Genomic DNA, 26,610 nt, shown 5'->3' on the forward strand with positions numbered 1-26,610 from the left:
TGATGTGCTACACGTCTAAAGTGGATGTGCCGCTATTTTTTCTGAACCGCCTGGAGACAACACGCATGAACGCAGCCATCACCAAACCCGCCCTGCCTTCCCCGCCAGCCGCCGCGGCTGCCTGGGACAACCCCATGGGCACGGACGGCTTCGAGTTCATTGAATACGCCGCGCCCGACCCCGCCGCCATGGGCGCCCTGTTCGAACGCATGGGCTTCAAGCCGATTGCCAAACACCGCCACAAGAACGTGACGCTGTATCGCCAGGGCGGCATCAACTTCATCATCAACGCCGAGCCCGACTCCTTTGCCCAGCGTTTTGCGCGCCAGCACGGCCCCAGCGTCTGTGCCATCGCCTTTCGCGTGCAGGACGCCAAAGCCGCCTATGAACGCGCCATTTCCCTGGGCGCCTGGGGTTACGCCCACACCGCCGGCCCCGGCGAGCTGAACATTCCGGCGATCAAAGGCATTGGCGACTCCATCATCTATTTCATCGACCGCTGGCGCGGAAAAAACGGCGCCAGGGAAGGCGATATCGGCAACATCGGTTTTTTCGATGTGGACTTCGAACCCCTGCCGGGCGCCGAATTGAACCCCGTGGGCCACGGCCTGACCTATATCGACCACCTGACCCACAACGTGCACCGCGGCCGCATGGCCGAGTGGTCGGGTTTTTACGAGCGCCTGTTCAACTTCCGCGAGGTGCGTTACTTCGACATCGAGGGTCAGGCCACCGGCGTCAAGAGCAAGGCCATGACCAGCCCCTGCGGCAAGATACGTATCCCGATCAACGAGGAGGGCAATGAAAAAGCCGGCCAGATCCAGGAATACCTCGACCGTTACCAGGGCGAAGGCATCCAGCACATTGCGATGGGATCCGACGACCTGTACGCCACGGTGGACGCGCTGCAGCTGAGCGGCATCAAGCTGCTCAACACCAGTGACACCTACTACGAGCTGCTCGACAAACGCATACCCGGCCACGGCGAAAACGTGGCCGAGCTGCGCTCGCGCAACATCCTGGTGGACGGCACGCCGGGCGAGCTGCTGCTGCAGATCTTCAGCGAAAACCAGCTCGGTCCGATCTTCTTCGAGTTCATCCAGCGCAAGGGCAACCAGGGTTTTGGCGAAGGCAACTTCAAGGCGCTGTTTGAAACCATGGAGCTCGACCAGATGCGCCGCGGCGTGCTGCAGACAGCATGACAACCACCCTGTCACACGCAGCAATCAGCGATGACGCAGCCCGCGCCGCGAAGGGCCGCCCCGAGCAAGCGACGGCCCCCTCGGGGGGCGGCGAACCACACGCAGTGGGGAGCGTGGGGGCTGCTCCACCCGTCGTTTACGGCGCCAGCGACCGCCCACCACGCGGCGACTACGCGCGCGCCGGCGCAGACTACACCTGCCCGCAGGACTACGACAGCTATACCGCCGCTGATCACGACACCTACCGTCGCCTGTACGAGCGCCAGGCTGCGCTGCTGCCCGGCCTGGCCTGCGACGAATTCATTGCCGCCCTGCCCTCGCTGGGCGCCAGCGACCACATTCCGCGTTTTGAAGACATCAACCAGCGTCTGCGCAAAGCCACCGGCTGGGAAATTGTCACCGTGCCCGGGCTGATTCCCGAGGTGCCCTTTTTCACGCTGCTGGCTAACCGCAAGTTTCCGGTGACCGACTGGATACGCAAGCCGGAAGAGTTCGACTACATCGTCGAGCCTGACGTCTTCCACGACCTGTTCGGCCATGTGCCGCTGCTGTTCAACCCCGTCTTTGCCGACCACATGCAGGAATACGGCAAGGGCGGGCTCAAGGCGCACGGCCTGGGCGCCTGCGAACAGCTCAGCCGGCTCTACTGGTACACCGTCGAGTTCGGCCTGATCCAGCAGAAAGACGGCCTGCGCGCCTACGGAGCCGGCATCCTGAGTTCATCGGGCGAGCTGCAGCATTCGGTGCAAAGCCCCGCGCCACAGCGCCTGCCGCTGGACATAAAACGCGTGATGCGCACCCGCTACAAGATCGACAGCTACCAGCAGACCTACTTCGTCATCAGCAGTTTCCAGGAACTGTTCGACAAGACCGCGCCCGATTTCACACCGATCTACCAGCGCCTCCGGGGCCTGCCCGACATCGCCGCCGATGCCAGGCCGGCTGAAGAAGAAGTCGTTCAACACTGAAACAACATCGCGCGGCGCAGCAGGGGCGCCACAGCCATTGAATGGTCGTCGGGACGGTTTCCTCCTACAAAATGAGGAGGTAAAATTTTGTTACACCGTCTACGATGAGGCTCCCATTGATTGAACTCCCTGCTGCCATGACAAGAAACACGAAAGTGTTGCTGGTCATGGACGTGGTGGAGTCGGTCAGGATCATGGAGCAGGACCAGGATGGCTTTGTACGGCGGTGGCAACAACTCGTGGAAGAAGCGGAGCAGAACGTGCTGCCGCAGCATGGCGGGCGCATTGTCAAAAGCCTGGGTGACGGCCTGATGCTGGAATTTGCCAACGCCCAAAGTTGCGTTAAAGCCGCCTTCGCCCTGCACAGTTTCACGCGGCAGACCAATAACGGCTTGCGGCCCGAGCACCAGATGCACCTGCGCATGGGCGGCCACCTCGCAAGCTTCGTCACCGACCAGCACGACATCTACGGCACCGACGTCAACCTGACTTCGCGCGTGAGCACGCTGGCGGGTCCGGGGGAAACCGTGGTGACGGCCGACATGCGGGATCAACTCGCGCCGCTGCTGGACGCAGACGTCGAAGACCTCGGCGAGTGCCACCTCAAACACGTCAAGGAGCCGGTGCGTGCCTACCGCGTCGGCCCGCCCGGTGATGCACCCATCGTCCCGCCGGGCAACGCGGTCGAGCTGAACCTGCGGCCCACGATTGCGGTGATCCCGTTTGCGATGCGCAGCAACGAGCCCGGCCATGAACTGCTCGGTGAAGCATTGGCTGACGAGGTGATCGCGGCGCTGTCGCGGACCTCGGAATTGCATGTGATTTCGCGGTTGTCGACCACGGTGTTTCGCGAGCGGCAGGAGGCTGTCGAAGATATTCGGACGCATCTGGGAGCCAGTTACATTCTCTCTGGGACCTGCCGCAGCATGGGCGCCCAATTGGCGCTGTTTGTCGAGTTAATCGATGCAAAGACCGGCCACGTGGCGTGGGCCGACAACCTGAAAGGCCAGGTACACGGACTGTTTGGTGCAGACGACGCACTGATCGCTCGCCTCATCTCTGCAATAAGCACTGCGGTTATGTCTCAAGAATTACAGCGGGCGCGCAGCCATGCATTGCCGACACTTGAAGGCTACACCTTGCTTCTGGGCGCGGTATCGCTTATGCATCGCAATTCGTTCAGCGACTTCGACCGGGCACGGCAGATGCTTGAACACCTGATTGAACGCAGCCGCCGGCACCCGGTCACCTACGCATGGCTGGCAAAATGGCATGTTCTCAAAGTGCAGCAGGGATGGACGCAAAATCCGGCACAGGAAACTCAGCTCGCGCAGCGCTGCATCCAGCAGGCACTGGAAAATGATCCTGGCTGCGCTTTGGCCTGGACAGTCGACGGCTTTATCCACACCAACCTGTTGCGCCAACTGGACGCCGCAGACCACCGCTACGGCCAGGCCTTATCGCTGAATCCGAACGACTCGCTTGCATGGTTGTTGAAGGGCATGCTGCGAGCATTTGCTGGCGAGGGCGCCCCTGCCATGGAGAGCGTTACGCGTGCAACATCGCTGTCCCCGCTGGATCCTCTGCGCTATTTCTATGATTCATTAACCGCGTCGGCTTGCATTTCCAATGGCCAATACGAAGAGTCGATTCGGAGCGCCAAGCGATCACTGCAGCTGAACATGATGCACACGTCGACCTATCGGGCGCTCGCGATGGCCCAGGCTCTTACGGGCAGACTGGCGGACGCGAAACAAACCGTCAACCGCCTTCTCGATCTGGAACCAACTTTCACTGTCGCAAAGTTTTCGCAACGCTATCCGGGCAAAGACATCGCGCCGGACTACGCCGCAAAGCTGGCCGATGCCTTGCTCATGGCAGGTGCCCCCGCGCACTAAATTCAAGATTTATCTAACCCAACAATCAGGAGGGGCACTATGTCTATTATGGGTGGCTACGGTGGTTATGGCGGCTATGGCGGCTACGGTGGTTATGGCGGGTACGGAGGCTATGGCGGGTACGGAGGCTACGGTGGTTATGGCGGTCCCGCTCCGGAAGCCGGCCCCTTGCTCGCGGAAGCAATGACCAAAAGCCGGGGTGCCCTTGTGGGACCTTTTCAAGGTGCGACCGTACCCTTTACCCTGCCGGTTCCCTTGGACAAACCAGACCGGCTGGCGGAGTGGAGTGTTGTACCGCGCTTGCAAGCGTGTGAACTGGAGTTTCTCTCCGGCCTGTACTTTGATGTCAACCAGTCACGTGATGCGATGACGGTTGGTTTTGTTGATCTCAACAAAAAATCTCTCAAGAGAGTGCAGTTGGCTCGACTCGTCCGGCCAACGGCATCCATATTCCGCCAGCAAGTCGATCTGGTGGCAAATTACGCAGAACTTCGCGAGGACAGGGGTAGCGAAGTCTTGGCCCAAACCTCACCTTCGCATGCGCCTTTTTGGGGCTCCATCGTCGGTCTTCAGGATCACCGCCATAAGTGGACACAGGAGCTGATCACTCTTGCGTTGATGTTGGTGGTCGACGTGGAGATGCGGTTCAAACACGCCTTCGCATGTCCCCGCCCAATGGCATTGTCACCTCAGATTCAACCAATGATTCCGACTCCCGGGCACGGAAGCTGGCCCAGCGGCCATTCGACCGAGGCTTTTGCGGTTGTCACAGTGTTGGAGGCCCTGATCAACAGCGCCAACGGAACGGGGGCCAAATATAACGAACAGTTGCAGAGACAAGCAGCACGCATTGCGGTGAATCGCACGGTCGCCGGTGTGCACTATCCCGTCGACAGCGCGGTCGGACGAATGCTTGGTACCGCACTGGCAGACTTTTTTGTTGCTCGCTGCACAGGCAAGATCAAGCTTCACGAACGCGGATTCAACGGCCCCAGGTTTCACGGCCCCAAAGACCAGGTGCTGGACTTCGATCCCCGCGTGTCCATGATCGACAACAAGAGCGGCTATTACGAGTACGGGTCAACGGCATCGGCCATTGCCGCCTCACCGCTGCTCGAATTCATGTGGACCAAAGCCGCCAAAGAGTGGCAGCCGCTCAAGTAAGCCGCCATGAGCTGGACCAAACTGCCCAAGGGCGAGTTCACGGGCATCGATTGGGCCAAGCCCAGTGCCACCAACGGTTTTGACCCTTACCTGGTATGGGCCGAGGCTGACAACTTTTCGGGCTACGGCAACAAGCGGCCAAAGTGGTTGCCGGTTGCCATCGAACTCAAGTCGGGTACGACGGTGCAACAGCTTATTGCTGCCGCGTCGCCCAAATGGCTGCATGTGCCGCCCGCTTACACCAGCCGCGCTGCGCCCAAGGGCTTGCGCTTTTGCACGGCGCGCGTCAGGCCGGCGTTTTTCAAACAGCTGCAGCCGGGCGGCAGTTTGCATGCGCTGGTGCTGCGGCTTGAGTTGGGCTTGCCTGCGGCGGAGTATGCCGACGACTCGGCGGTGAATCCGCCGGCAAACCCGCCCGTGCATTCGAGCGGCCCAGCCTGGCAGGCCGAGACTCAGGCCGAAGGTCTGCTGTCCGGCAACGTCCTGGCGCTGATCGACGACAGCCTGGCGCTGGCTCATGCCAATTTTCTTCATCAGGGCAAGGCGCGCACCCGCTACTTCTGGCGGCAGGACGCCCAAGGCAAGGGCCGCACACCGCAAAGCATGGGCTATGGCCACGAGTTGACCGCCGCCGACATCAATGCCGCCATGCAGGCCAACACCTACAACGGTTTGGTGGACGAAAGTGCCGTCTACGTTGCGCTGGGGCTGTCCACCCTGGGCAGAAAAATGCCCAGGCGCGAGCACTTCTTTCATGCGCTGGATACGTCCGTCAGTCACGGCACCCATGTCATGGATCTGGCGGCCGGTCCGCGCACGCTGCTGGCGCAAGTTGCCAATTTGCCGCCCACGTTTGACGCACCGCCCAGCTGGGCGCTGGCCGATGACGATGCCAGCCGGGCGGCCTTGATTGCCGTGCAACTGGACTATGACACGGTGCGCGACACCTCGGGCGGCTCAATGAACGTGCATGTGCTCGACGGGTTGATGTATGTCCTGTCGCGCTGCGCGGACGACGCCAAGGTGACGGCCAACATCAGCTTCGGCACGCTGGCCGGCCCGCATGACGGGACATCGCTGCTGGAAGCTGCCATGGATGAGCTGATTGGCTTGCTGCAGGGGCGTCTGCAGATCGCACTGGCTGCCGGCAACAGCTACCAGCTGCGCACGCACGCCAATGCAACGCTATTAAAAAAAGAGCGAGCTGCGCTTCATTGGCGGGCGCTACCCGACGATTCGACCCAAAGTTTTGTGGAGTTATGGGTTGAGGAAGACCGCGACGGTCTGGAGATCACCATCACCCCGCCGGGGCGCGCGGCCTTGCCCCCGCTGAAGTTTGGCGAGTCGAGAATGTGGACGGGCGGCGGCAAGCAACCGTTGTGCGCGCTGATATACCCAAAGACAGTCGCTACCGGCCGACGCGGCACTTGCGCCCTGCTCGCGGTCGCGCCCACGTTCAGTTTTGACGACAAGACGGCGACCGCACCCAGCGGGGTGTGGCAAATCACGCTGACCAATACCGGCAAGAAGGCGGTCACCGTGGACGCTTATGTGGAGCGGGACGACGTGGTCATCGGCACCCGCGGTGGCGCCCGACAGTCACACTTCGAGGACGCGTGGTATGACACCAGCGGGAACCCGGACTCCTTCGTGGACCATCCCGACAACCCAAGCCTGATCCGGCGCAGCGGAAGCTTCAACAGCATCGCCACAGGCAGCAAGACCGTGTCGGTAGGCGGTACGCGGATCACCGGGCCGCGCTGGGCCCACTATTCCCCGCAGAAACCTGACCCCGATGCAGGGCGGGTTCAGCGCCCGGGGGTAACCAGGATTCCCGATGCGCAAGCGTTCAGCGACGAGAACCCGGCAACGCTGGGCGTGAATGCGGCCGGAACGCGCAGTGGCGCGGCGGTACGCCTGATGGGCACCAGTGATGCGTCACCCCAGGAAGCCAGGCGGATTCTGAACGGCATGTAGGCTTGGCAGGAGATGCAGCGAAACCGGGTCGGTGTGAATCACGGGCCTGTGAAGGATCCGCAAGCGGACGGGTACTTTCGGCAAGGCCGCAGCTGTTGACAACAACGCAACACTTTGCACCGTGGCGTCGCTCGCTGATGGCCTAAAGCTCCTGCCCCCGGTTCACCCTCTTTTCACGGGAGAGAGTTGGCCCTACACTCAGCGTGGATTTACAGTACGTTGCAATTTTTACGCCGAACCAGCAATTTCATCAACCGTAACCGCAGGAGAGATTTATGGGCTATTTCATGAAAGAGCATGACATCCACGTTGGAAGTCTGCTTGACCAATTGAATGTACGTTTCGGACCAACGCCTGACAAGAAAACGCATTTTGGTGGCATCGACGAAATGGTGGCACTGCAAAAAGAGTTCAAGATTTTCAAAAAGGGCCGCTCGTTCAAGAGCAGCGTGGCAGTCCTCAATATCGGTGCGTCCAATGCCGAGGCCAAGAACCGCATGCACGACTATTTCACCAATCTCAGCAAGCATGACTCGAATGTCGCTGGCCAGAACGGCGACGTGGCCATTGTCAACGCCATGGCGCGCAACCTTGCTTCAAAAAGCCCGCTGCCGGTCTATTTCACATTTCATGACATGCGGGCAGAAAAGGGCAACACACGTGTGCTGATCAAGGAGAAGGACCGGCCGGTCGCCTATTTCAACCAGGATTACCTGACCATCTCCCTGCCCACCATGGCGCTCAAGGCAGCAAAACCAACAGCCAAACCTGCGGCAAAAGCGGCCAAGAAAACGGCCAAGTGATGAAAGCGGGGGCGGGCACCATCGCCATCACCAGGGCGTCCTCCCCCGATCCGCGGCTTGTCCAGGTGCACTCGGGCATTGAGCGTTATTACTCACAAAAAGTTCTCGCACATGGCGCGACTGCCCTCGGGGTGGACTGGACTTGCCAGCCAACCCAGGAACTTCGCTTTGTGCAACTCATCAAGTTGTGCGACTTCCGCCAGCCGTTCTCGCTAAACGATGTGGGCTGCGGTTATGGCGCGCTGCTGGCCTTTCTGGCCAAACGGCATCGGGGCGCAAAGGTGGACTACCTCGGCACCGACCTCTCTCAGGCCATGATCGACCAGGCCAAACCGTCCCCGCGCCCCTCCATGCGCTCTCAGTTTGTGGTGACCGGTGACATTCCCCGCGTGGCCGACTACTCGGTCGCCAGCGGCATTTTTAATGTGAAGCTGAACCAGCCCACGGTCCGCTGGACGCTTTTCATCCAGCAGACGCTGGCCGGGATGCATGCCGCAAGCCGTCTTGGTTTTGCAGTCAACTTCCTGGCGCCTCCTGGGCCGGACATGCAGGCCATCCCAGAGCTCTACCGTGTGTCACCGGATGTGTGGGCAAGCCACTGCGAGCGGCAGTTCGGAGCAAAAGTGGAGCTGATCGAAGGCTACGGCATGCGCGAATTCACGCTGCTTGTCCGACGCTGACCCCAGTGTTTTCGGGGGGCTGATGGATCAGCATGGCCAGACGGGCCCGTTCGCGCAGCAAGGTCGACTCATAAATCGAGGCACCGGTCAGCTGCACCAGCGCCTCGGCCTCCGCAAACAGGGCCTGCGCATCGGCCACCCGCGCCAGCCCGTGGGTATCCAGCGTTGCCGATGCCAGGGTGATCAGGGCGCGACACTCCGGCAGCCGCGTACTGCGCTGGCGCGAAATGGCGATCGCCTCACTGGCAGCGGCCAGGGCTTGCTCAAAACTCCCCAAGCCCCGATAACACTCGGCGAGGCTGGCCAGGATTTCGGTTTCAAACTCCATCGCAACCTGGTCACTCCTGACAAGTGCCAATGCCTCCGAATAGGTACGTGCCGCAGTGTCAAAGTCGCCACCAATGCTTGCCACCGTAGCGCGACAACTCAACGCAAAAACCCGCAGGTAAGGACTTTCGTATTTTGCAGCGATCTCGGCGACATAAGCGTAATGTGCCTCTGCCAGCGCGGCATCGTGGCGACACCAAGCCAGTTCTATATAGCCGAAGCGGGCGAACTGCAGGATCACCGGGTCATTTGATGATTGCCCCATGTCCAGCAACTCCTTCAGGCACTGCTCGGCTTCATCCAGACGCCCCAGCCGCGTCAGCAACCGGCCCCGCATCCCCATGACCCAGTGTTCGATGCTGAAGCCAATCCATTCGCGGTCGAACCTGTCAATCTCCCCGATGTCACGAAGCGCGCTGCTGTTTGCCTCCAGGGCTTCGCCCAGCATGCCGGCCCAGGCATAGGCCTGACTCAATGCGGCATTGATCATCGCAGCGCGCCCCGGGTCGGCACCAGGCGCCATCAGTGATTGCGCTTTCTGAAGACGTTCAACATAACCGTCCGCAGGGCCTCCGCTGGCCTGGAGCATTCTGCCTTCAGCCATCACCAGCAATTGAATCAGTCTGCCGTCCACCTCACCGGCAAGTTCCATGGCTTCGTCGATAAAGGGCTGCACCTCCTGCAGGGTCAACCCCTCGCGCCAGCCGAGCACGCAGATCTGGCCGCCGGCCCGAACACGCAGGTTGTCGGTTCTGGCAGACCGGGGTTGCTCCTGCAGGAGCGCCCGCACCTTGTGCCAATGCTTGATCGCCAGCGCCGAGTTGGTGGAGCCCACCCACTGCGCGGCACGTGCGGCATGGCTCGCAGCCTCGAGGAATTGCCCTGCCGACTCGTAGTGGTAGGCAATCAGGCCCGCATACTCATCGAGCTGATCGCGGTAATACACTTCCATCGCCACCGCCACCGCGCCGTGGAGCGGGCCGCGGCGCACCTTGAGCTGCGCGCTGTAGGCCACTTCCTGGATCAGGGGGTGGCGAAAGGTGAAGCGGCGGCCACCCACGGCAGGCTGCGGCAGGATAAGTTCAGCGTGACACAGGCCATCGAGCCCTTTTTCGATCACCTTGGCCAGCGGGCTGGCCATGTGTTCCAGCACGGCGAGCGGGATCTCCTTGCCGATGATGGCGCACATCTGCAGCAGGGTTTTTTCGGGCTCGCCCAGACGGTCAAGGCGGGCGCCAATCACAGCTTGCACGGTAGCGGGCAAGGCCCGCTCTATCGCCTCCAGCCCTCCGGCGCGAAGATCGGAGCCCTCCAGAAAATAGCCGCGGTCGACCAGCGAACGCACCAGCTCTTCTGCAAAAAAAGGATTGCCGCCGCTTCGCGCTGCCACCAGTTCACAGATGTCCTGGAGTTCGGCACGGGGCCCGATCAGCACCCTGACGAGATGCTCTGTTTCCCTGAGGCTCAATTGCCCGAGGTCGATTTTTTCGAAGTTTTCAAACTGGGCCCAAGGCAGGCGGTACGACGGCCGGAAATTGAGGACCACCATGGTCTGGGTGCCGGCGGCCGCCTCAACCAGTGTCGCAACGAACTCTTCGCTGGCCTCGTCCAGCCAGTGGAGGTCTTCGATGAGAATCACCGACGTCGTGGCCGCATCATGCTTGACCAGCTCGCGCACCACATTGAGCAACCTGGTGTGGCGCGCCTTGGGACTGAGCGCGGACGGCGCGCTGCCGGCCTGCGCCACCCCGAGAAATTCGTACAGCAAGGCCAGGTCGGCTTCCGCCGGGGAGCCGAGCTCGGCCATGCGCTCGACAATCCGGCTTCTGGCGGCGGCGGCATCGTCGGCAGGCAGAATGCGGAAAAAGAAGGTTCTGAGAAGGCTCAACCCCGGCTGCAGGGGCGTTGCGTGGCCATAAGGCTGTGCACGCACCTCAAAAACGGGAACCTGCCTGGCCCGGCACCACTGGACGAACTCGTGGCACAGCCGGCTCTTGCCCGCACCGGGTTCACCCGAGATGCCCACCACCCGGGCCTGCCCTAGCTCGGTGACGAGCAGGGCCTGCTTGAGAAGATCACTTTCCCGGTCCCGACCAAGAAAGGGTGTCAGGCTGGCCGGATGAAAATGCTGGTCCGACGAGGCCATCCTGAACCCCGTCAAGGCATAGATCGCGGATTGCCCTGAGATCCCCTTCAGGACATGCTGCCCCATGGGCTGCACCTCACAGAGAGTGCGAACCAGCGCATAACAGCTTTCGGTCAGGCAAATACCGCCGGGATCGGCGAGCCCCACAACCCGGCTCGCGAGATGGATGGTGAGCCCGTGGGCTCCCCCTCCCTTGCCGTCGGCGTTCTGTGGATCCGACGCCACCTGCCCTGAATGCAAGCCGACCCGAATGCGCAAGCCCTGGCCCTCCGGGGCGAAGGCCCGCTGCATGTCGAGCGCGGCTTCGCAGGCCAGCAAGGCGTGACCTTCCAGCGCCCTGGGCGCGCCAAAGATGGCCATGACACCGTCGCCCAGTGTTCGTATGACTGTTCCGTCAAACTTCTCGATCGAGGCGCACATCCGCGCCAAGGCAGGGCCCAGGCGATCCATCGCCTGCTCGGCATCCAGGTCGGCGATCTGCTCCGTGGAGCTCACGATATCGGCGAAAAGGACGGTGGCCTGTTTGAGTTCGCCCCATGTCACGCCCGGCGGGGCGGCTGCAACACCCGGGGCGGCGCCGGCGTGGGGAGTGCCGCACGCACCACAAAAGCGCGCCGAAGGGCTGGACTCCTGGCCGCAATGGCGGCAAACCTGCGGCAAGCCCGCCCCACACCCCTCACAGAACCGGTTTCCGTCGGGGTTAACAGTCAGGCATGAGCCACAGCGCAACGACATTTCTTTAAGAACTCTCAACAACACACAACGGGACCACTACGAATCGTTACACGGTACCCCTCACAAAGCAAGGCATTTGCACCCGGGTTCAGGTGATCACCTTGACAGCCTGCCAGGCCGACATGACGGCCTTGCATTCTTTTGACTTAACGCCAAAGCGCTGGGAGGCCACGTCTGTGGTTGCTCGCGCTGCATCCTGAAAACTGGCCTTGGGCTTGAGTTTAGCGAAGGCCTCGTACCAGATCGGCCCGGCTTTTTCCCAGGAGTACCCGCCTATTTTTCGGGCCGCCAGGTAAAAGGCGTGATTGGGAATGCCGGAGCCGTCATGCACGTCAGCGCCATCGACATACTGCTCCATGTTCTTGAACTGCTCGTCTTCGTACCACGTCAGCTGGCGGTTGCCTGGGTCCTTGAGAGAGCGGATGGCCCGGCCGTGCTGCGGCGCAAGCATGTGCTCACCGAGCAACCAGTTGGCTTGCGCGACGTCCTGCCCCGCGTGCCACTGTTTGACCATGCTGCCGAAAACATCGGAAAAAGACTCATTGAGCGCGCCGCTCTGCCCCTGGAGCGCATGTGTCTGCTCCTTGAATTCGCGATCCTTCGGAGCCACCCGAACAACACCCAGCCCGCCAGCGATCATGTGCTGCGTGACGCCGTGCGTGAGTTCATGGGCAATGATGTCCAGTGCAGCGGTAAATCCACTCACGTTCTGGTCGCCATCTCCGTAGACCATCCGGTCGCCGGTCCACATCGCATTGCCGAAATTTTTTCCGAAATGCACCGCAGACTCGACCCGCATGCTGCGGTTGTCGATCGAATGCCGGCCAAAAACCTTCAGGTAAAAATCAAGCGTGATGCCGGCATTGTCATAGGCCTGGTTGGCGGCGTGATCCTTGACCGGCTTGTCGCCCTCGTCCCGTACGGGCTTGCCTGGAAGCACGGTGTCCGTGCCTGCATCAAAAATACTGCGCCGCCAGGACGGGGCGGAATGAAGCGCCTGCGGCAGTGACGCTGCCGGCGCCTGGGGAGCCCATGCGCTGCGCTGCGTACGAAGGCGCGAGGCACTTTCCATGTGGCCATGGATGACATGGCGATCAGCCTCCCCGGCTTTGTCGGCGAGCTTCCTGAGCAATTTGGAAGGAACTGCAAAACATGCGCAGCGATAGGCGGGGCCCACGGCCGTGACCTCTTGAGCACACAAGCGGTCAACAGCCATTTGCGCTATTGGCAGCGACTCGTCGCCATACGGGAAATAGGCCACCCGAACCGGCCTACCAGCGGCTGGGCAGTTTCTTGAGCAACGTGATGCGCCGGATGCCCAGTTCGATGTAGCCCCCTTTTTCGAGGTCTTTGAGCAGCCGGCTGACCATCTCGCGCGAGGCGCCCACGCGATTGGCGATGTCCTGATGGGTGATGGACTCCAGCGTGGCGCTGCCGCCGGGTGCTTCGCCGGTGTCTTCCCGACGCTCTTCCAGCAAGGCAACCAGTCGCCCGTATACGTCGAGCAGCGCCATGTTCCGCGCCGTCTCTGTCGCGGAACGGGCCCGGCGTATCACCTGAACCACGAGATTGATGGCAAATTCAGGCTCTTCCACCAGGTGTTCACTGACATCTGCCCGGCTCAGCACCGCGCAAGTGCAGGGCTCCAGCGTCATCACCGAGGCAGATCGGGGCCCGCCGTCGAGCGACATCTCACCGAAATAGTCGCCCGCATTGACCGTCCCGTAAGTGATTTCGCGTCCGCTTTCGTCCATGGCGAATACCTTGACACTTCCCTTGAGCAGGACAAACAGGCTGTCGCCGGATTCACCCTCATTGATCAACACCGCATTTTTTCGGTAGGTCCGCAACACGCCGCGGCGAGCCAGCGAGCGCAACTCGGGAACCAGTGGCGTAAAAAGGTCTTCGTTTGAAGGTATTGACGTGCTCATGATGAGCCGTAATCTAGCACGCGGCGGCCCCCAAGTGTGGGCCGCTTGGGGGCAACAGGCCCTTTCAGTGAATTTGGGCCAGGTGCAAAGGCGCCACCGGTGGCAAAACGGCGACACGGTTCACCAGCTCGCGCACACCGCTGGACCCGGTTTTTGCGCAGAGGCTACGCACATGGCTGCGTACCGTGGAAACAGCCACCTTCAGCTGGACGGCAATTTCCGGCGTGCTCAGGCCCCGGCACAAGATGGCGAGCACCTGCTCTTCAGTCTGGGTCAGCCCGTAACTGCGCGCAAAAAAACCGAACATGCCGGATTCGCAGACTTCGGCACGCGCAAAAAGCAGGGCGATGCGGGCATCCCAGGCATCGGCGTCGGGTTTGAGGGGCACAACGGCCAGCGTCAGGGTCAGTCCGGCGCCAGACACATTGATCAGGCTGCGCTTGCCTGCCACCGCCTTGCCCAAGGCATTCTGGAGCGTTTTGCAGTCTGCCGGCGTCGTGGCATGGACTTCCCCGCCCACCCTGTTGAGCACCCGATGACGGTTCAGCTCGGTGCGGGCCGCACGATTGGCGTGGATGATCTGGCCGTGCTCACCCACCACAATGACGCCGTGGCCCAGTACGTCAACCAGCAGCGACAGCACGTCCGGACCTGCGTGCGGGCGGGTCGCGTCCTGTGGCAGGGAAGCATCCAGGAATCCAGCGGTCAACAGGGTGTTCATCTTCAGGGCTTAGCTGTTACAGGTTGTTAAGCGTATGAAGCCTGCCCGATTCTGGATAGTGAATATGGAGTCTCGATTTTGTGAACAAAGTCACAATTGCAGATGACACTTGAGGTGACCGTAGACCGAATCTGACCGGATTTGATGATTTCCCCAGCACACCACAGGGTCGAATTCACCATCAGTAAGTGGGTGCAAACTTTTCATGGACGAAGCTCACGCCAGGAAATATGCTCTCCTAACTTCCCGAAACCCGCAAAAAGACGGCAGCCTCAGACCCAAGTGTCAAGGATGACGCTGGTCTTGGCCCAGTAGGTCTGAAGCCTTTCCAGTTGCTGGAGGGCGTTGGCCGGGATCTCACCGGTTTTTGCCACCAGTTCCAGCTCACTGCACACGGTTTGCATGGCCACGGCGCCGACGTTGCTGGTAGCGCCTATCAGGGCGTGGGTCGCCCAAGCCAGGGCGGCAGCGTCGCCGGCACGGATACTCTCTTCAATGGCGCTCAGGCGCTGGGAGGCGTCGGCGACAAACAGGCCGATCACCTCGCGCGTCATGGTCAGCGCGTCGTCGTCGAACTCCTTGAACTGGGCCAGGCGCTCCAGGTCCATCAGCACGGGTTCAACCGCAGGCACAGGGCCACTTTTTGGCGTCGGCGCCACAGCCTGCGGCCCGGCGGCGATCCCCTGGCCCCGCACCGGGGGAGCCGTTGCAAATCCACCAGAGCCTCCCGCAGCGGCCGTCATCATGGGCAGCCAGCGCTCCAGTGCCTGGGCCAACGCGGCAACATGCAGCGGTTTGGTCAGGTAGTCGTCCATACCCGCCGCCGTGCAGCGGGCGCGGTCCTCGGGAGAGGCGGCCGCGGTCAGCGCAATGACGGGGGGCGCATTCCTGCCCATCATGGCCTGAATTTGCTGGGTGGCCTGAAAGCCGTTCATGCGCGGCATGTTGATGTCCATCAGCACCGCACCAAAGCGCGAGCCCGCACCGTGGGCACGTGCCACGGCCTGCACCGCCTCGCGCCCGTCCAGCGCGGTGGCAGTGTGGTAACCCAGCCTGGCCAGCATGGCGCAGGCCACCTTGAGATTGACAGCGTTGTCATCCACCACCAGCAAGGTCAGGTTTTTCGCAACGGCCAGGCCTTCGGCGGCGGTTGATTCCGAGGGCGACTTCTGGCTGCCCGGTACCGACAGGCAGCGTGCCAGCGCGTCGAACAATTGCCGCTGCCGGGCGGGCTTGAGCAGCCGCGCCTCGAACAGCCGGGCGGCCTCATGGCCTGGCGGCATGAAACCGGACGTCAGCAGCACCAGCGGTATTGCGGCCAACGGCGCCGTGGCCTTGATAACGCGGGAAAGCGCCACGCCATCCATTTCAGGCATGTGCATGTCGGTGATGATGAGGTCTGGCAGCGCCCCCCCGTTTTGCGCCAGCGCCAGCGCCTGCAAGGCCTGCGCGCCTGACTCGGCGGTAGTCACCTGCATGCCCCATAGCTGGAGCTGCCGCGTCAGGACCCGGACATTGGTGACGTGGTCGTCCACCACCAGCGCGCGTTTCCCATGCAGGGCAGCCGCGTCGACAGTTGCAGCCACCGCGGGCAGTTCGGCCGGCGGCGCCTGGATCGTGAACCAGAAGGTGGAGCCCTTGCCCGGCACGCTGTCCACGCCGATGTCGCCGTCCATGAGTTCGACCAGCCGCTTGCATATCGCCAGCCCCAGGCCGGTACCGCCGTACTTGCGCGTGGTGGAAGCGTCTACCTGGGTGAAGGCCTGGAACAGCGAGCCCACGCGGTCGGACGGAATACCTATGCCGGAATCGGACACGCGGAATTCGACGCGCACCCGGGCCGGGTCACCGGGGTTGGGCAAGGAACGCGCACTCACGGTCACTTCACCTTTTTCAGTGAATTTGACGGCGTTGTTGATCAGGTTGATCAGCACCTGGCGGATCCGCGTCACGTCTCCGGAGATCGCTGCCGGCAGGGCAGGCGAGCCGTTGCCCGCGGCCTCCGGCACGTCAACGATCAGCTCCAGGTTTTTTTCCCGGGCGCGGGGGGCGGCAATGTCACAGGCCCCCTCGATCGCACTGCGCAGGCTCAGGGGTTCAGATTCCAGATCCAGCTTGCCCGACTCGATTTTCGAGAAATCCAGAATGTCGTTGATGACGGCCAGCAACTGGTCGCTCGACAGGCGGATGGTCTGCAGGTAGTCGCTCTGCTCGTCGTCCAACGCGGTCTCGGCGAGCAGGGTACTCATGCCCACCACGCCGTTCAGGGGGGTGCGGATCTCGTGGCTCATGGTCGCCAGAAATGCGGCTTTGGCCCGGGCTGCCTGCAAGGCCTCTTCACGCGAGGCGAGCAGCTCGACCGTGCGCTGTGCCACCCGCTCCTCCAGACGCTCGTTGGCCTCTTCGATCACCCGGGCTTTGGCCTGCACCTCGGCACGGTAATGCTTCAGTTGCTCGGCGCTGGAGTGCATGACCCGCGAAAGCTCCATAACCTCCCGCAAATGCGTGCCGCTGTCGATGCGCGGCACTTCACCCCGCCCGAGTTTTTGCGCAGCCACGCTCAGGCGCTTGAGCCGGCGCCCGATGCGGTTGGCGACATAAAACGCTGCGGCCGCCCCAAGCAGGACCAGCCCGCCAATGAGGGTCAGGGACACCTTCCAGGCGCGAGTGATCTCAGCGGTGAAATCGCTCTCGGGCGCGGCCACCACCAGGGTCCAGCGCAAGCCCGCTGATTCGCCGAAGGGGCGTTGCACCATCAGCAGGGTGCCGCCCTGCATGGGGATCCGCTGCAACGCCGTGTTGACGGCCACCGAATCCTCGCGCTTGCGGGCCTGCTCGCGCTGCAGCGCTGCAAAACTTTCGCGAATCACCGGGTTCGCGCTGTGCTGGGGGCTTCGCCGCGCAGACTGCCCCGGCGCGTCGTCGAACAAGGGGTCCCCGGCCGACCCGGCGACCAGCCACCCCCGCTCGTCCACCACGAAAGCCGCACCACGAGCGCTGATGCGTTGCGTTTGCAGCAGGTCGGCCAGCCGCTGCAGATAGAGGTCCACACCAAACACGCCCGCTGCGCCTCCATCCACGTCGTACACTGGCTGGGACAGCGTCACGAACAGTTGCGGTTTCCCGGGAACCACCTGAATCGGGGAGAACACGCGGCCCTTGGCGACCAGGGCCCCCTGGTACCAGCCCCGGGTGCGGGGCTCGAAGTGGGTCTGCGCAACTGCCAGAGGCCGGCTGCGGTCGCCGGGCCGGCGCGCGGTGAAGGCCTGAAGCCCCGTGTCCGCGGGGCCACGGAACTGCACGGTCGTGCCAACACTTGCGTTTTCCACCGAAAAATACTCGCCCCGGCTGTTGCCGAAATAAAGGTGGGGCACATCTGCTGACTGTCTGCCCAGCGCGAACGCCATGGACTCAAAGGCCGAACTCTGGCGCAGCCAGTCTCGGGCCTGCTCGGTCTGGGTGGTGCTCAGGCGCTCGGGAAACAGGCCGTTCAGTATGGTGTGTGCCTGCCCCAAATGGGCTTCCGTTCCAGACTGCACCCTGGCCGCCACGTTGAACAAAATTCCCCCGGCCAGCTCCTGCACCGCCTGGTCACTGCTGCGCGCCATGAGCCAGGCCACCAGCCCCGCCGGCACGAGCGCAAACACCAGCAAACTGGCCACCAGGACCCGGCGCAGGGAAAACGTTTTCCTTGGCATGGAGCTGCGATCTGCCAACTCACCCACTGGTCAGGCGAGCGCCAGGCCCAGCAACTCGGCGGCATCGATGGCGGCCGTCCGACCGGGCAGGGACACCAGCGCCCGCCCACCGGTGTTCACCGCGCCCGTAACACCGCGCAACATGGCCACACTGGCTGCGATCTGCCAGCCAGCCTTGTAGGCCTGCTTCTGCAGGAGCAACGTGGCGCTCACCGTGTCGCCCACCGGCAGTATCTGCACACTGCCATGCAGGGGATCTTCAAGTCGGGCCAGCGCCACGGGACCGCTGTTCAAGGCCACGCTGACATCGAAACGCGGCAGCCCCTGCCCGGGGAAATGGGAATTGAGAAACTGCTGCACGCGTTTGGCAGCGTCGAGCAGGCCCAGGGCGGCACGGGCGGCACGTAAGCCGTGATTGACCGAGGTCGTGTCCGTGCTGTCGACAAAAACGACCATCAGGCCCTCGCCAACAAATTGCATGTGACGCGCGCCGAACAGATGCACGGTATCGCCGGCGTTGTTGTAGAACTGCCGCACCACATCGCTCAACTCCGTGCTGGAGAGTTTTTCAGCCAGCCCCGCGTAATTGAGCACGTCGACGAACAGGACGGTGGCATTCGAAAACTTCTCGTCCTGGCTCGATGCATCCGCCGCAGGCCACTTGTCGCTCAGTTCGGAGGCCAGTTTTTTTTCATACAGGCGGGCCAGATGCTGCTTCTGGTCCTCCAGGGCGGCCTGCACCGCAGCTTCCACCGCCATGACCTGTACGGCCGCCTGCATGTGACGCTTGTTCAGCTGCGCGGCCGCAGCCTCGCGCAACTCGCCGGGGCGGAAAGGTTTGGTGATGTAGTCGTCGGCACCGCTGGTCATGCCAATGCGCATATGGGCCCGCTCCTGCAGCGAGGTCAGCAGGACCACCGGCGTGCCCAGGATGGCCGGACCGGCACGCAGGGCCTGCAGCATGGCAAACCCGTCCATCACCGGCATCTGCACATCGCTGATGACCAGGTCCGGCTTGTTCTGGCGCACCAGCTCGAGCCCGGACAGGCCGTTGTCGGCCGACAGTACGTCGTACCCGTCTTTCCTGAGCACCGATGCCACCAGCGTCCGCGTGGCGGCGTCGTCTTCCATGACCACTATCAGAGGCATTTTTATCCCAAGCATTAAGCGAAACGCGGCCGGCCTCTAGCTTACACAATTTGTTACCGAGTAAGAAGTTTTAGCTAACGCGTCTGCCAATTTTTACGGATCGAGCCCGACCAGCGCGAGGCTCGCATCCATGACCTGCGGCAAAAATGCAAGTTGCACGTGAGCGGCACCGTGCACCAACCGGTTGTCAGCACCGGGAAGCGTCGCAGTGGAGCTGGGAAACACGATATTGTCGCAGTTGGAATACCAGCAAGTGAACAGTGCATGGCGGTGGGACGGCATGTCCAGGTCCAGCTCCCGGTGCCAGGGTCCGGACAATTGCATCTGGCGGCCGTTGGTGACAAGGCTGAAACGGGCCAGCCAGGTGCCCCGATGCGGCGTCCCGATGGTCACCACATGGCAGACCCGCGCCTCGGCCTTCATGATCCTGAGCCAGGCACGGGCGGCCAGCCCCCCCATGCTGTGGCACACGATCAGCGGCGGCAGGCCGGTGGCCGCGGTCACGCGCTGGACCGCCTCGTCGATCAACGGTGCGTAGTCGTCAATGGAGGCAAAGGGCGGCTCCAGGTTGAGGGCGACAAATGCGTGCCCCGTCCCTTGAAGCCGCTTCAGCCAGGGGGTCCAGAAGCCCCGATTGCAGAAAAATCCATGGATGAACACGATCCCACGCCGGCCTTTTTCGACAGCGTTCACCGACAACTGATCGGGAACCGCCAGGGAGCGAAAAGGTTGGTGCCAGCAAAAAACCCGGGGGGCCACGAGCGTCTCGCCCAGCCAGGCACCGGCGAGTTCTTGCCACGCCGGACGCGGCACGGGATCCCCCCGGTTGATGAATCGCAGCGCCACAAACTCCAGGGCAAGAAAGCCCGAGTAGCCCAGCACCAGGACCCCAAAGCCAGCCAGGGCCAGCAGCGCCGAGCTCTCCCAGGAAAACACCAACCATCCGGCCGCGGCGGCAAGCAGCGACACAGTGATCAGTTGCTGAAGGCGTGCCAGCATGGGTGGAGTCTCGCCGGTTGCGGCTCAGGCCAGGGCGACGTCGCGCCCCGTCAGCCTTTTGACCAGTCCCTGCGCCAGCCGGTTCACGGTGCCGTAAATCGACAACTGGGGGTTGGCCCCAATGCTGGTGGGAAAAATCGAGCCATCGTGAACCGACAGGTTGTCAAGCTGCCAGTGCACGCCGTCGGGTCGCGTCACCCCCCGCTTTTCCTCGCCGCCCAGGCCGCAGCCCCCCATCACGTGCGCACTCACGACCTTGGTGAGCAGCGGCTTCATGGGCAGGGCGTTGACCGCATCGCGCGCTTCGCCCCAGCTTGTGTAGGGGTGGGCCATTTCATGCAGGGGCAGCACCTGGCGTGCGCCTGCGGCGAACTGGATTTCCAGCATCGACAGCAAGGCGCGGCGGGCGCCGTCCATCACATAGTCGGTCAGTGGGTAATCCAGCACGGCGGAGCCGTCTGCGCGTAATTTGACTTTTCCGCCGCGTGACTGGTCGTGGAAGCCGTCACGCAGCAAAGCCAGCAGGGTATGGTTGTGCGGGAACCTCTCCAGCAATGCCTGCTGGCGCTGGCCAAAACCCGGCACCGTCGATGCAAAAATAATGGGATGCAGCGGCGGCGCCTCCAGCTTGTAGCCGATGGGCCCATCGATGGCCTGGGTGTCGAGGAAATGATCGGTGTAAATGGTTTGCGGAGCGCCGCTCCAGGCTTGGACTTTCTGCTCGAACACCCCCGAGCTCATCACCACCGGATGCAGGAAAGTCCGGGTTCCCAGCAGCCCGTGCGGATCGGGTGCGTTCGAACGCAGCAGCACCGCCGGTGAATTGATCGCACCACCCGCCAGCACAAAATGTTTTGCTATTATTTTAGTAGCCATCTGCGCAGATGTAGCGGGGTCTGGAGCCCCATTTGGCATCACACGGCGGCAGTACAGCGCGATGACCTTGCCGTTGGCCAGTTCGAACTTTTCCACGCGCATTTCGGTCAGCAATTGCGCACCACGGTCCAGCGCGGCCGGGATGGTGGTCACCAGCATGGATTGCTTCGCATTGGTCGGGCAACCCAGGCCGCAGGAGCCCAGACTCCAGCAGCCCTTGACGTTGCGCGAAATGGCCGCCGCCTGGATACCCAGTCTGGCCGCCCCCCGGCGCAACAAGTCATTGTTTTCGTTGGGGGCGGTGAGCCACGGCAGGATGTTCAGGCGCTGCTCGGCTTGGGCAAAATAGGGGGCAAGCGCCTCCACGCTGTAGTCCGCCAGGCCAAACCGGTCCTGCCAGAATTGCAGGGTCGGCGCGGGCGTCCTGAAAGAACTGGTCCAGTTGACGGTGGTGGAGCCACCGACACAGCGACCCTGCAGGATGTTGATCGCCTTGTCTTCGGTCTTTCGCGCAGCACTCTCCTGGTAAAGCTGCGGATAGGCGTCCGACTCCCTCTGGCGGAAGTCGCTGCTGCTTTTCAGCGGCCCCTCTTCGATCATCACCACCTGCAAACCGGCCCTGGCAAGCAACTCGGCGGTGATGCCGGCACCGGCGCCGCTGCCGACAATGGCAACATCGCAGACAATTTTTTCGGGTGCGGGGCCCAGGGCGCCGCCCAGAACTTTCCAGCCGCGCGTCAAACCCTCAAGGATCGGGTCTGGGATGTGACTCATGCGGTATTCACTACTTTCAGATCCGTACCGGACCGGGATAGCCCAGTTGCGGCCAGGTGGACGGATCTGAAAAATAAGCCGCTGCGGTGATGTCATGCAATGCGGCATAAGCCTGCCGGCGAAGCACCAGCCCCGACAGCCGCATCTGCTGGAGTGACTGCTGGATCCGGGCCTCTGTGGCCAAGGACCACTGATCACCCAGTCCGGCCAGTGCGCGGCGCCCCGGGTCACTGGCCAGCAGCGACAGCAGTTGCGAGAGCTCGGCCTGCGCATGGGGTGGCAATGCCAGGGCCAGTTCATCCACGCGGTTCAGCAAACCCGTCAGGGCGTCCTGCCTCGGGGCATCCTCGCGCGGCAGGCTTTGATCGAGCACGGCACGGCCGACGGCTTTGAAGACCTCGCGACCGGCGGGACTGAGCAGGCCCTCGCGCAAACCCGGCGACAGCAGGGCTGCTGCGCCACCGGCAAGGACCAGCACCTCTGCGGATAGCACACCGAGCTTGAGTAAGGTCCTTCTTTGCATGGCTGGAGTTTCGCATGCACGCCTGCGCTTTCAATAGGGCGCCACACCTAGATAAACTCGGTGTTTATATGGACCCAGCCGCCTCCCGAATTCGCGAAGCCATGCAGGTCGTTTCGCTGCTGCGGCAAAGCCGCCTGGCCAACCCCGAACTTCATGTCGCCTGCCTGGAGGTCAAGCGTTTCCAGGCGCAGCGTTTCACGGCAACTTACGCCGACCTCCTCGACAGCCACCGCTATCGGCGAGCAGCTTCTTTTTTCCTGGACGAGTTGTATGGCGACAAGGACTATGCGCAGCGGGACCAGCAGTTTTCCCGGATTGCAAACACCATCGCCCGTCTTTTCCCCGAGGCGGTGGCCGAAACAGCGGCAGCTCTGGCCGAAGTGCACGCCCTGACCGAGGCGCTGGATGACCGGATGGCGCAGCAATGGCTGCTCGACCGTGCAGGCGGACAGGCCGCCCGCTACATCCGGTGCTGGCGCGCGGTCGGTGACATGGCGGCGCGGCAGCGGCAACTGCAGGTGGTTCTGCACCTCGGCCAGGAGCTTGACCACCTCACACATATGCGGGGCCTGCGCAGCCTGCTGAAGATGATGCGGACGCCGGCGGCAGCCGCAGGACTGAGCGCACTGCAGAATTTTCTTGAAGCCGGGTTTGATGCTTTTTCCCAGATGAAAGGCGCCACGGAATTTTTGAATGTGGTGGAGGCCCGGGAATCAGCCTTGATTCATTCCCTCTTCAGCGATGATGCTGTCGCCTGCGAGACCTTTTTGCGTCAACTTCTTGTCCGTACACCTCTGCATTAGGACAAGCCCCATACGCGTGATGCTCCGCTGCTTTCACAATGGCGCACAAGGAGTTTTTAATGGACAAGTTCTGGCTCAAGAGTTATCCCGAGGGTGTGCCGCACGACATCGACCCCGAGCAGTTCCGCTCGCTAAACCAGTTGCTTGAGGACTCCTTCAGGAAAAATGCAACGCGCCCTTTTTCAGTCTGCATGGATCGCTGGATGTCCTACGGGGAGCTGGATGAGCTGTCCTCAGCGCTAGGCGCTTGGTTGCAGCATCTGGGACTGGAGCCCGGTGCGCGGGTGGCCATCATGCTGCCGAATATTCCGCAGTTTGCGGTCACCATGGCGGGAATCCTGCGCGCTGGCTACACCTGCGTGAACGTCAACCCGCTCTACACCGCACGCGAACTCGAGCACCAGCTCAAGGACTCGGGCGCCACCAGCATCGTGATCCTGGAGAATTTTGCGGGGACGCTTGAAGAGGTGATTGACAGGACGCCCGTCAAACACGTTGTGATCGCGTCCATGGGGGATTTGCTGGGCCCCTGGTATGGCCGCTGGATCACCTTCGCCGTCCGGCACCTCGCAAAAATGGTCCCAGCTTACAAACTGCCGCTGACCAATGGCCGCACAGTGACACCTTTCAAACGCGCCATCACCGACGGTGGGGGGATGGTCCTCAAACCCGCCCAAAGCACTCTGGATTCAGTCGCCTTTCTGCAATACACAGGCGGGACCACAGGTTTGTCCAAAGGCGCGGTCCTGACGCACCGCAATATCGTCGCAGCCATCCTGCAGGCAGAAGCCTGGTTCACCCCGGCTCTGCGTCGTCTTGGAGATGTCAGTAAAACCAACGGCATCGCTGCATTGCCGCTGTACCATATCTTCGCGTTGACACTGTGCCTGCTGGCGATCCGCTGGGGATCCCATCTGACACTGATCCCGAACCCTCGTGATTTCGGGAAGTTTATTGAAGTACTGAAAAAGCGCCCGTTTCACATGCTTCCGGCAGTCAACACCTTGTTCAACGCACTCCTGCAACATCCGCAAATCAAGAGCGTTGATTTTTCCCATCTCTGCGTGTCCCAAGCGGGCGGCATGGCTGCCTCCGAGGGAACGGCCAAACACTGGTTGCAAGTCACCGGGTGCCCCATGATTGAAGGCTGGGGCATGAGCGAGACTTGCGCGATCGGCACCAACAACCCTGTTCTCAATACCGAGTTCAGCGGCACCATCGGCCTTCCGCTACCCAGCATAGAGATTGCGATCAAGGACGATGAGGGTCGTTCGCTGCCGGTTGGCGAGTCGGGCGAGATCTGCATCAAGGGCCCGCAGGTGATGACCGGTTATTACCAGCAACCCGCCGAGAACGAGAAGGCCTTTACCGACGACGGGTTCATGCGAACCGGGGACATCGGCATCATGGATGAGCGAGGCTATACGAAAATTGTCGACCGCAAGAAGGACATGATCATTGTTTCCGGCTTCAACGTCTTTCCCAATGAGCTCGAAAATGTCGTCTCCCTGTGCCCGGGTGTCGTTGAATGTGCGGCCATTGGCATCGCAGACGACAAGCAGGGGGAGGCCATCAAGATTTTCATCGTCAAAAGCGATCCTACGCTCACGGAAGAACAGATTGCCGAGTATTGCAAGCAGAATCTCACGGGTTACAAGCGCCCCAAATACATCGAGTTTCGGGACGACCTGCCTAAAACCAATGTCGGAAAAATCCTCCGACGTGAACTGCGAACAGCGGCCTGATGGCTCTCTTCAGGCTGTGCGATGCCTGACATGACGCTGCCCAAAGGCCTCCAGGTTTTTGAGCGGGGCTGGCTGTCGTCAAACAATGTCCTGTTTTTGGGGGGCGAGTCATGTGCTCTTGTTGACAGCGGTTACAGCACGCATTCGGACCAGACTGTTGAACTGGCTCAATCAGCGCTGCGCGGGCGGTCATTGAATTTGTTGCTGAACACCCATTTGCACAGCGATCACTGTGGCGGCAATGCTGCGCTCCAGCAGGCGTATCCCGGACTTACGACCCTTATTCCACCCGGTCAGGCTGATCTGGTGGCGATATGGGATGCAGAGGCCCTGACTTATCTGCCAACTGGACAACTTTGCCCCCGCTTCAAGTACGACGGTTGCCTCTTGCCGGGCGCAGAAATCCCGCTGGCTGATGTGATGTGGCAAATTCACGCTGCACCGGGACACGATCCTCATTCGCTTGTTCTGTTCGAACCCTCTTCACGCACATTGATCTCCGCCGATGCCTTGTGGGAAAAGGGGTTCGGCGTGGTTTTCCCGGAACTGGAAGGTGAAAGAGCATTCGGTGAGGTCGGAGCCACGCTCGATCTGATTGAGCAGCTGGATCCTCGCTGGGTCATCCCTGGTCATGGCCCTGTGTTTATGTACCGGGCAGAGGTCCTTGCGCGATCCCGCGAGCGACTCGACGCTTTTGTCAAGAACCCGGCACGGCATGCGCACCATGCGGCCAAGGTCCTGCTCAAGTTCAAGCTCCTTGAACAGCAGCAACTGCTTTACGCTGATTTCGCGAACTGGGCTGCCGGCACACGTTATTTCCAGCTTATTCGCGAGAGGTTTTTCCTCGCCACTCCCATGGTGGATTGGATCGCTCAACTCACCGATGAGCTGGTTCGCTCCGCGGTTGCCCTCAAAGAGGGCGCGATGGTCTTCAATGCCTGAGGCCAGCGGAAGATCCAGAAACGGCATAGCCTGCTCAAAGCAGGGCTCCAGACCCGTGCGCCCATAAAAAAAACTCCGCGTCTTTAGGTACGGAGTTTTTCATTTGAAGGCCAGGGCATTTTCAGCCGCACAAAAGAAAACGCCCAGTTGACGTTATCAACTGGGCGCATCTTGCTGTAAGAGCCTGACGATGTCCTACTTTCACACGGGAATCCGCACTATCATCGGCGCTAAGTCGTTTCACTGTCCTGTTCGGGATGGGAAGGAGTGGTACCAACTTGCTATGGTCATCAGGCATAACTTTTTGATCGATTGTTCAAGGAACAACCCATCGAATTCATAGAGCAAATCAGCTTTTATTTAATGTCTTGCACTCTTGCGAGTGCAGTATTTTGAATGCGTCACTTTGGCATAACAACCTTGAATCTAATCAAAGTTATAGGGTCAAGTCGCACGAGCAATTAGTATCAGTTAGCTTAACGCATTACTGCGCTTCCACACCTGACCTATCAACGTCCTGGTCTTGAACGACTCTTTAGGGGGCTCAAG

At 61.6% G+C, this 26,610-nt stretch carries 19 protein-coding genes and 2 rRNA genes; 10 read left to right on the forward strand and 11 right to left on the reverse strand.

Annotated features, from left to right (window positions below; genetic code table 11):
- The first annotated feature begins 65 nt into the window (after nt 1-65).
- From hppD to B7X65_RS11575, 7 genes are all read left to right on the forward strand, one after another.
- The gene (hppD, locus tag B7X65_RS11545; protein WP_293594441.1) at nt 66-1,202 is read left to right on the forward strand and encodes a 4-hydroxyphenylpyruvate dioxygenase; all 1,137 of its coding nucleotides are present in this window, start codon (nt 66-68) and stop codon (nt 1,200-1,202) included.
- A 113-nt stretch (nt 1,203-1,315) separates the two neighbouring features.
- Nucleotides 1,316-2,170, forward strand: coding sequence for a phenylalanine 4-monooxygenase (gene phhA, locus B7X65_RS11550; protein WP_293594468.1), 855 nt, complete (start codon nt 1,316-1,318; stop codon nt 2,168-2,170).
- A gap of 137 nt (nt 2,171-2,307) precedes the next feature.
- Nucleotides 2,308-4,068 carry an adenylate/guanylate cyclase domain-containing protein gene (locus B7X65_RS11555; protein ID WP_293594442.1) on the forward strand — a complete coding sequence of 587 codons (1,761 nt, stop codon included), beginning with the start codon at nt 2,308-2,310 and terminating at the stop codon, nt 4,066-4,068.
- Nucleotides 4,069-4,107: 39 nt separating this feature from the next.
- The gene (locus tag B7X65_RS11560; RefSeq protein WP_293594443.1) at nt 4,108-5,232 is read left to right on the forward strand and encodes a phosphatase PAP2 family protein; all 1,125 of its coding nucleotides are present in this window, start codon (nt 4,108-4,110) and stop codon (nt 5,230-5,232) included.
- Between the two features lie 6 nt (nt 5,233-5,238).
- Nucleotides 5,239-7,209 carry a hypothetical protein gene (locus tag B7X65_RS11565; protein ID WP_293594444.1) on the forward strand — a complete coding sequence of 657 codons (1,971 nt, stop codon included), beginning with the start codon at nt 5,239-5,241 and terminating at the stop codon, nt 7,207-7,209.
- A gap of 275 nt (nt 7,210-7,484) precedes the next feature.
- Nucleotides 7,485-8,012 carry a hypothetical protein gene (locus B7X65_RS11570; RefSeq protein WP_293594445.1) on the forward strand — a complete coding sequence of 176 codons (528 nt, stop codon included), beginning with the start codon at nt 7,485-7,487 and terminating at the stop codon, nt 8,010-8,012.
- Entirely contained in the window at nt 8,012-8,692 is a 681-nt protein-coding gene (locus B7X65_RS11575; protein ID WP_293594469.1) for a class I SAM-dependent methyltransferase, read from the forward strand. Before B7X65_RS11570 ends, B7X65_RS11575 begins: the two co-directional genes overlap by 1 nt.
- Here B7X65_RS11575 and B7X65_RS11580 read toward each other — a convergent pair.
- The 9 genes from B7X65_RS11580 to B7X65_RS11620 all read right to left on the reverse strand — a co-directional run bounded on the left by B7X65_RS11580 (nt 8,670) and on the right by B7X65_RS11620 (nt 22,571).
- The gene (locus B7X65_RS11580) at nt 8,670-11,900 is read right to left on the reverse strand and encodes an adenylate/guanylate cyclase domain-containing protein (protein ID WP_293594446.1); all 3,231 of its coding nucleotides are present in this window, start codon (nt 11,898-11,900) and stop codon (nt 8,670-8,672) included. The two genes, B7X65_RS11575 and B7X65_RS11580, sit on opposite strands and share 23 nt — an antisense overlap.
- A gap of 88 nt (nt 11,901-11,988) precedes the next feature.
- Nucleotides 11,989-13,077 (reverse strand): M4 family metallopeptidase, encoded by a 1,089-nt coding sequence (locus B7X65_RS11585; RefSeq protein ID WP_293594447.1) that lies wholly within the window; start codon nt 13,075-13,077, stop codon nt 11,989-11,991.
- A 94-nt stretch (nt 13,078-13,171) separates the two neighbouring features.
- A complete protein-coding gene (locus B7X65_RS11590; RefSeq protein ID WP_293594448.1) occupies nt 13,172-13,831 on the reverse strand; it encodes a Crp/Fnr family transcriptional regulator in 660 nt (219 codons plus the stop codon).
- 64 nt (nt 13,832-13,895) lie between these two features.
- A complete protein-coding gene (locus tag B7X65_RS11595) occupies nt 13,896-14,552 on the reverse strand; it encodes a helix-turn-helix transcriptional regulator (protein WP_293594449.1) in 657 nt (218 codons plus the stop codon).
- A 272-nt stretch (nt 14,553-14,824) separates the two neighbouring features.
- Complete coding sequence (locus B7X65_RS11600; RefSeq protein WP_293594450.1) at nt 14,825-18,250, reverse strand: response regulator; 3,426 nt, start codon at nt 18,248-18,250, stop codon at nt 14,825-14,827.
- 30 nt (nt 18,251-18,280) lie between these two features.
- Complete coding sequence (locus tag B7X65_RS11605) at nt 18,281-19,399, reverse strand: response regulator (RefSeq protein WP_293594451.1); 1,119 nt, start codon at nt 19,397-19,399, stop codon at nt 18,281-18,283.
- A 93-nt stretch (nt 19,400-19,492) separates the two neighbouring features.
- Nucleotides 19,493-20,398, reverse strand: a complete 906-nt coding sequence (locus tag B7X65_RS11610) for an alpha/beta fold hydrolase (RefSeq protein WP_096696657.1) — start codon at nt 20,396-20,398, stop codon at nt 19,493-19,495.
- Nucleotides 20,399-20,422: 24 nt separating this feature from the next.
- Nucleotides 20,423-22,048, reverse strand: a complete 1,626-nt coding sequence (locus tag B7X65_RS11615) for a GMC family oxidoreductase (protein WP_293594452.1) — start codon at nt 22,046-22,048, stop codon at nt 20,423-20,425.
- A 16-nt stretch (nt 22,049-22,064) separates the two neighbouring features.
- Nucleotides 22,065-22,571: a hypothetical protein gene (locus tag B7X65_RS11620; RefSeq protein ID WP_293594453.1), complete on the reverse strand. Its 507-nt coding sequence runs from the start codon at nt 22,569-22,571 to the stop codon at nt 22,065-22,067.
- 14 nt (nt 22,572-22,585) lie between these two features.
- Here B7X65_RS11620 and B7X65_RS11625 point away from each other — a divergent pair, with 14 nt between their 5' ends.
- From B7X65_RS11625 to B7X65_RS11635, 3 genes are read left to right on the forward strand one after another with little or no spacing between them, the layout of a single operon-like run.
- The gene (locus B7X65_RS11625) at nt 22,586-23,374 is read left to right on the forward strand and encodes a hypothetical protein (protein ID WP_324487894.1); all 789 of its coding nucleotides are present in this window, start codon (nt 22,586-22,588) and stop codon (nt 23,372-23,374) included.
- A 59-nt stretch (nt 23,375-23,433) separates the two neighbouring features.
- The gene (locus B7X65_RS11630) at nt 23,434-25,119 is read left to right on the forward strand and encodes an AMP-binding protein (protein ID WP_293594454.1); all 1,686 of its coding nucleotides are present in this window, start codon (nt 23,434-23,436) and stop codon (nt 25,117-25,119) included.
- 21 nt (nt 25,120-25,140) lie between these two features.
- Entirely contained in the window at nt 25,141-26,061 is a 921-nt protein-coding gene (locus tag B7X65_RS11635; RefSeq protein ID WP_293594455.1) for an MBL fold metallo-hydrolase, read from the forward strand.
- 182 nt (nt 26,062-26,243) lie between these two features.
- On the opposite strand, the gene rrf is transcribed toward B7X65_RS11635, so the two are convergent.
- Both rrf and B7X65_RS11645 read right to left on the reverse strand, forming a co-directional pair.
- Nucleotides 26,244-26,356 (reverse strand): 5S ribosomal RNA (rrf, locus tag B7X65_RS11640).
- A 145-nt stretch (nt 26,357-26,501) separates the two neighbouring features.
- Nucleotides 26,502-26,610: ribosomal RNA gene (locus B7X65_RS11645) — 23S ribosomal RNA — on the reverse strand; the annotation flags it as partial.

Source organism: Polaromonas sp. 39-63-25, from assembly GCF_002278925.1.
Lineage (GTDB): Bacteria > Pseudomonadota > Gammaproteobacteria > Burkholderiales > Burkholderiaceae_C > Polaromonas.

Excerpts from the sequence above, each read along its gene's own strand:
- hppD (WP_293594441.1), top strand. The coding sequence starts at position 66 with ATGAACGCAGCCATCACCAAACCCGCCCTGCCTTCCCCGCCAGCCGCC.
- B7X65_RS11555 (WP_293594442.1), top strand. The coding sequence starts at position 2,308 with ATGACAAGAAACACGAAAGTGTTGCTGGTCATGGACGTGGTGGAGTCG.
- B7X65_RS11560 (WP_293594443.1), top strand. The coding sequence starts at position 4,108 with ATGTCTATTATGGGTGGCTACGGTGGTTATGGCGGCTATGGCGGCTAC.
- B7X65_RS11565 (WP_293594444.1), top strand. The coding sequence starts at position 5,239 with ATGAGCTGGACCAAACTGCCCAAGGGCGAGTTCACGGGCATCGATTGG.
- B7X65_RS11570 (WP_293594445.1), top strand. The coding sequence starts at position 7,485 with ATGGGCTATTTCATGAAAGAGCATGACATCCACGTTGGAAGTCTGCTT.
- B7X65_RS11575 (WP_293594469.1), top strand. The coding sequence starts at position 8,012 with ATGAAAGCGGGGGCGGGCACCATCGCCATCACCAGGGCGTCCTCCCCC.
- B7X65_RS11580 (WP_293594446.1), bottom strand. The coding sequence starts at position 11,900 with ATGTCGTTGCGCTGTGGCTCATGCCTGACTGTTAACCCCGACGGAAAC.
- B7X65_RS11590 (WP_293594448.1), bottom strand. The coding sequence starts at position 13,831 with ATGAGCACGTCAATACCTTCAAACGAAGACCTTTTTACGCCACTGGTT.
- B7X65_RS11595 (WP_293594449.1), bottom strand. The coding sequence starts at position 14,552 with ATGAACACCCTGTTGACCGCTGGATTCCTGGATGCTTCCCTGCCACAG.
- B7X65_RS11600 (WP_293594450.1), bottom strand. The coding sequence starts at position 18,250 with ATGCCAAGGAAAACGTTTTCCCTGCGCCGGGTCCTGGTGGCCAGTTTG.
- B7X65_RS11605 (WP_293594451.1), bottom strand. The coding sequence starts at position 19,399 with ATGCCTCTGATAGTGGTCATGGAAGACGACGCCGCCACGCGGACGCTG.
- B7X65_RS11610 (WP_096696657.1), bottom strand. The coding sequence starts at position 20,398 with ATGCTGGCACGCCTTCAGCAACTGATCACTGTGTCGCTGCTTGCCGCC.
- B7X65_RS11615 (WP_293594452.1), bottom strand. The coding sequence starts at position 22,048 with ATGAGTCACATCCCAGACCCGATCCTTGAGGGTTTGACGCGCGGCTGG.
- B7X65_RS11620 (WP_293594453.1), bottom strand. The coding sequence starts at position 22,571 with ATGCAAAGAAGGACCTTACTCAAGCTCGGTGTGCTATCCGCAGAGGTG.
- B7X65_RS11625 (WP_324487894.1), top strand. The coding sequence starts at position 22,586 with ATGCACGCCTGCGCTTTCAATAGGGCGCCACACCTAGATAAACTCGGT.
- B7X65_RS11630 (WP_293594454.1), top strand. The coding sequence starts at position 23,434 with ATGGACAAGTTCTGGCTCAAGAGTTATCCCGAGGGTGTGCCGCACGAC.
- B7X65_RS11635 (WP_293594455.1), top strand. The coding sequence starts at position 25,141 with ATGCCTGACATGACGCTGCCCAAAGGCCTCCAGGTTTTTGAGCGGGGC.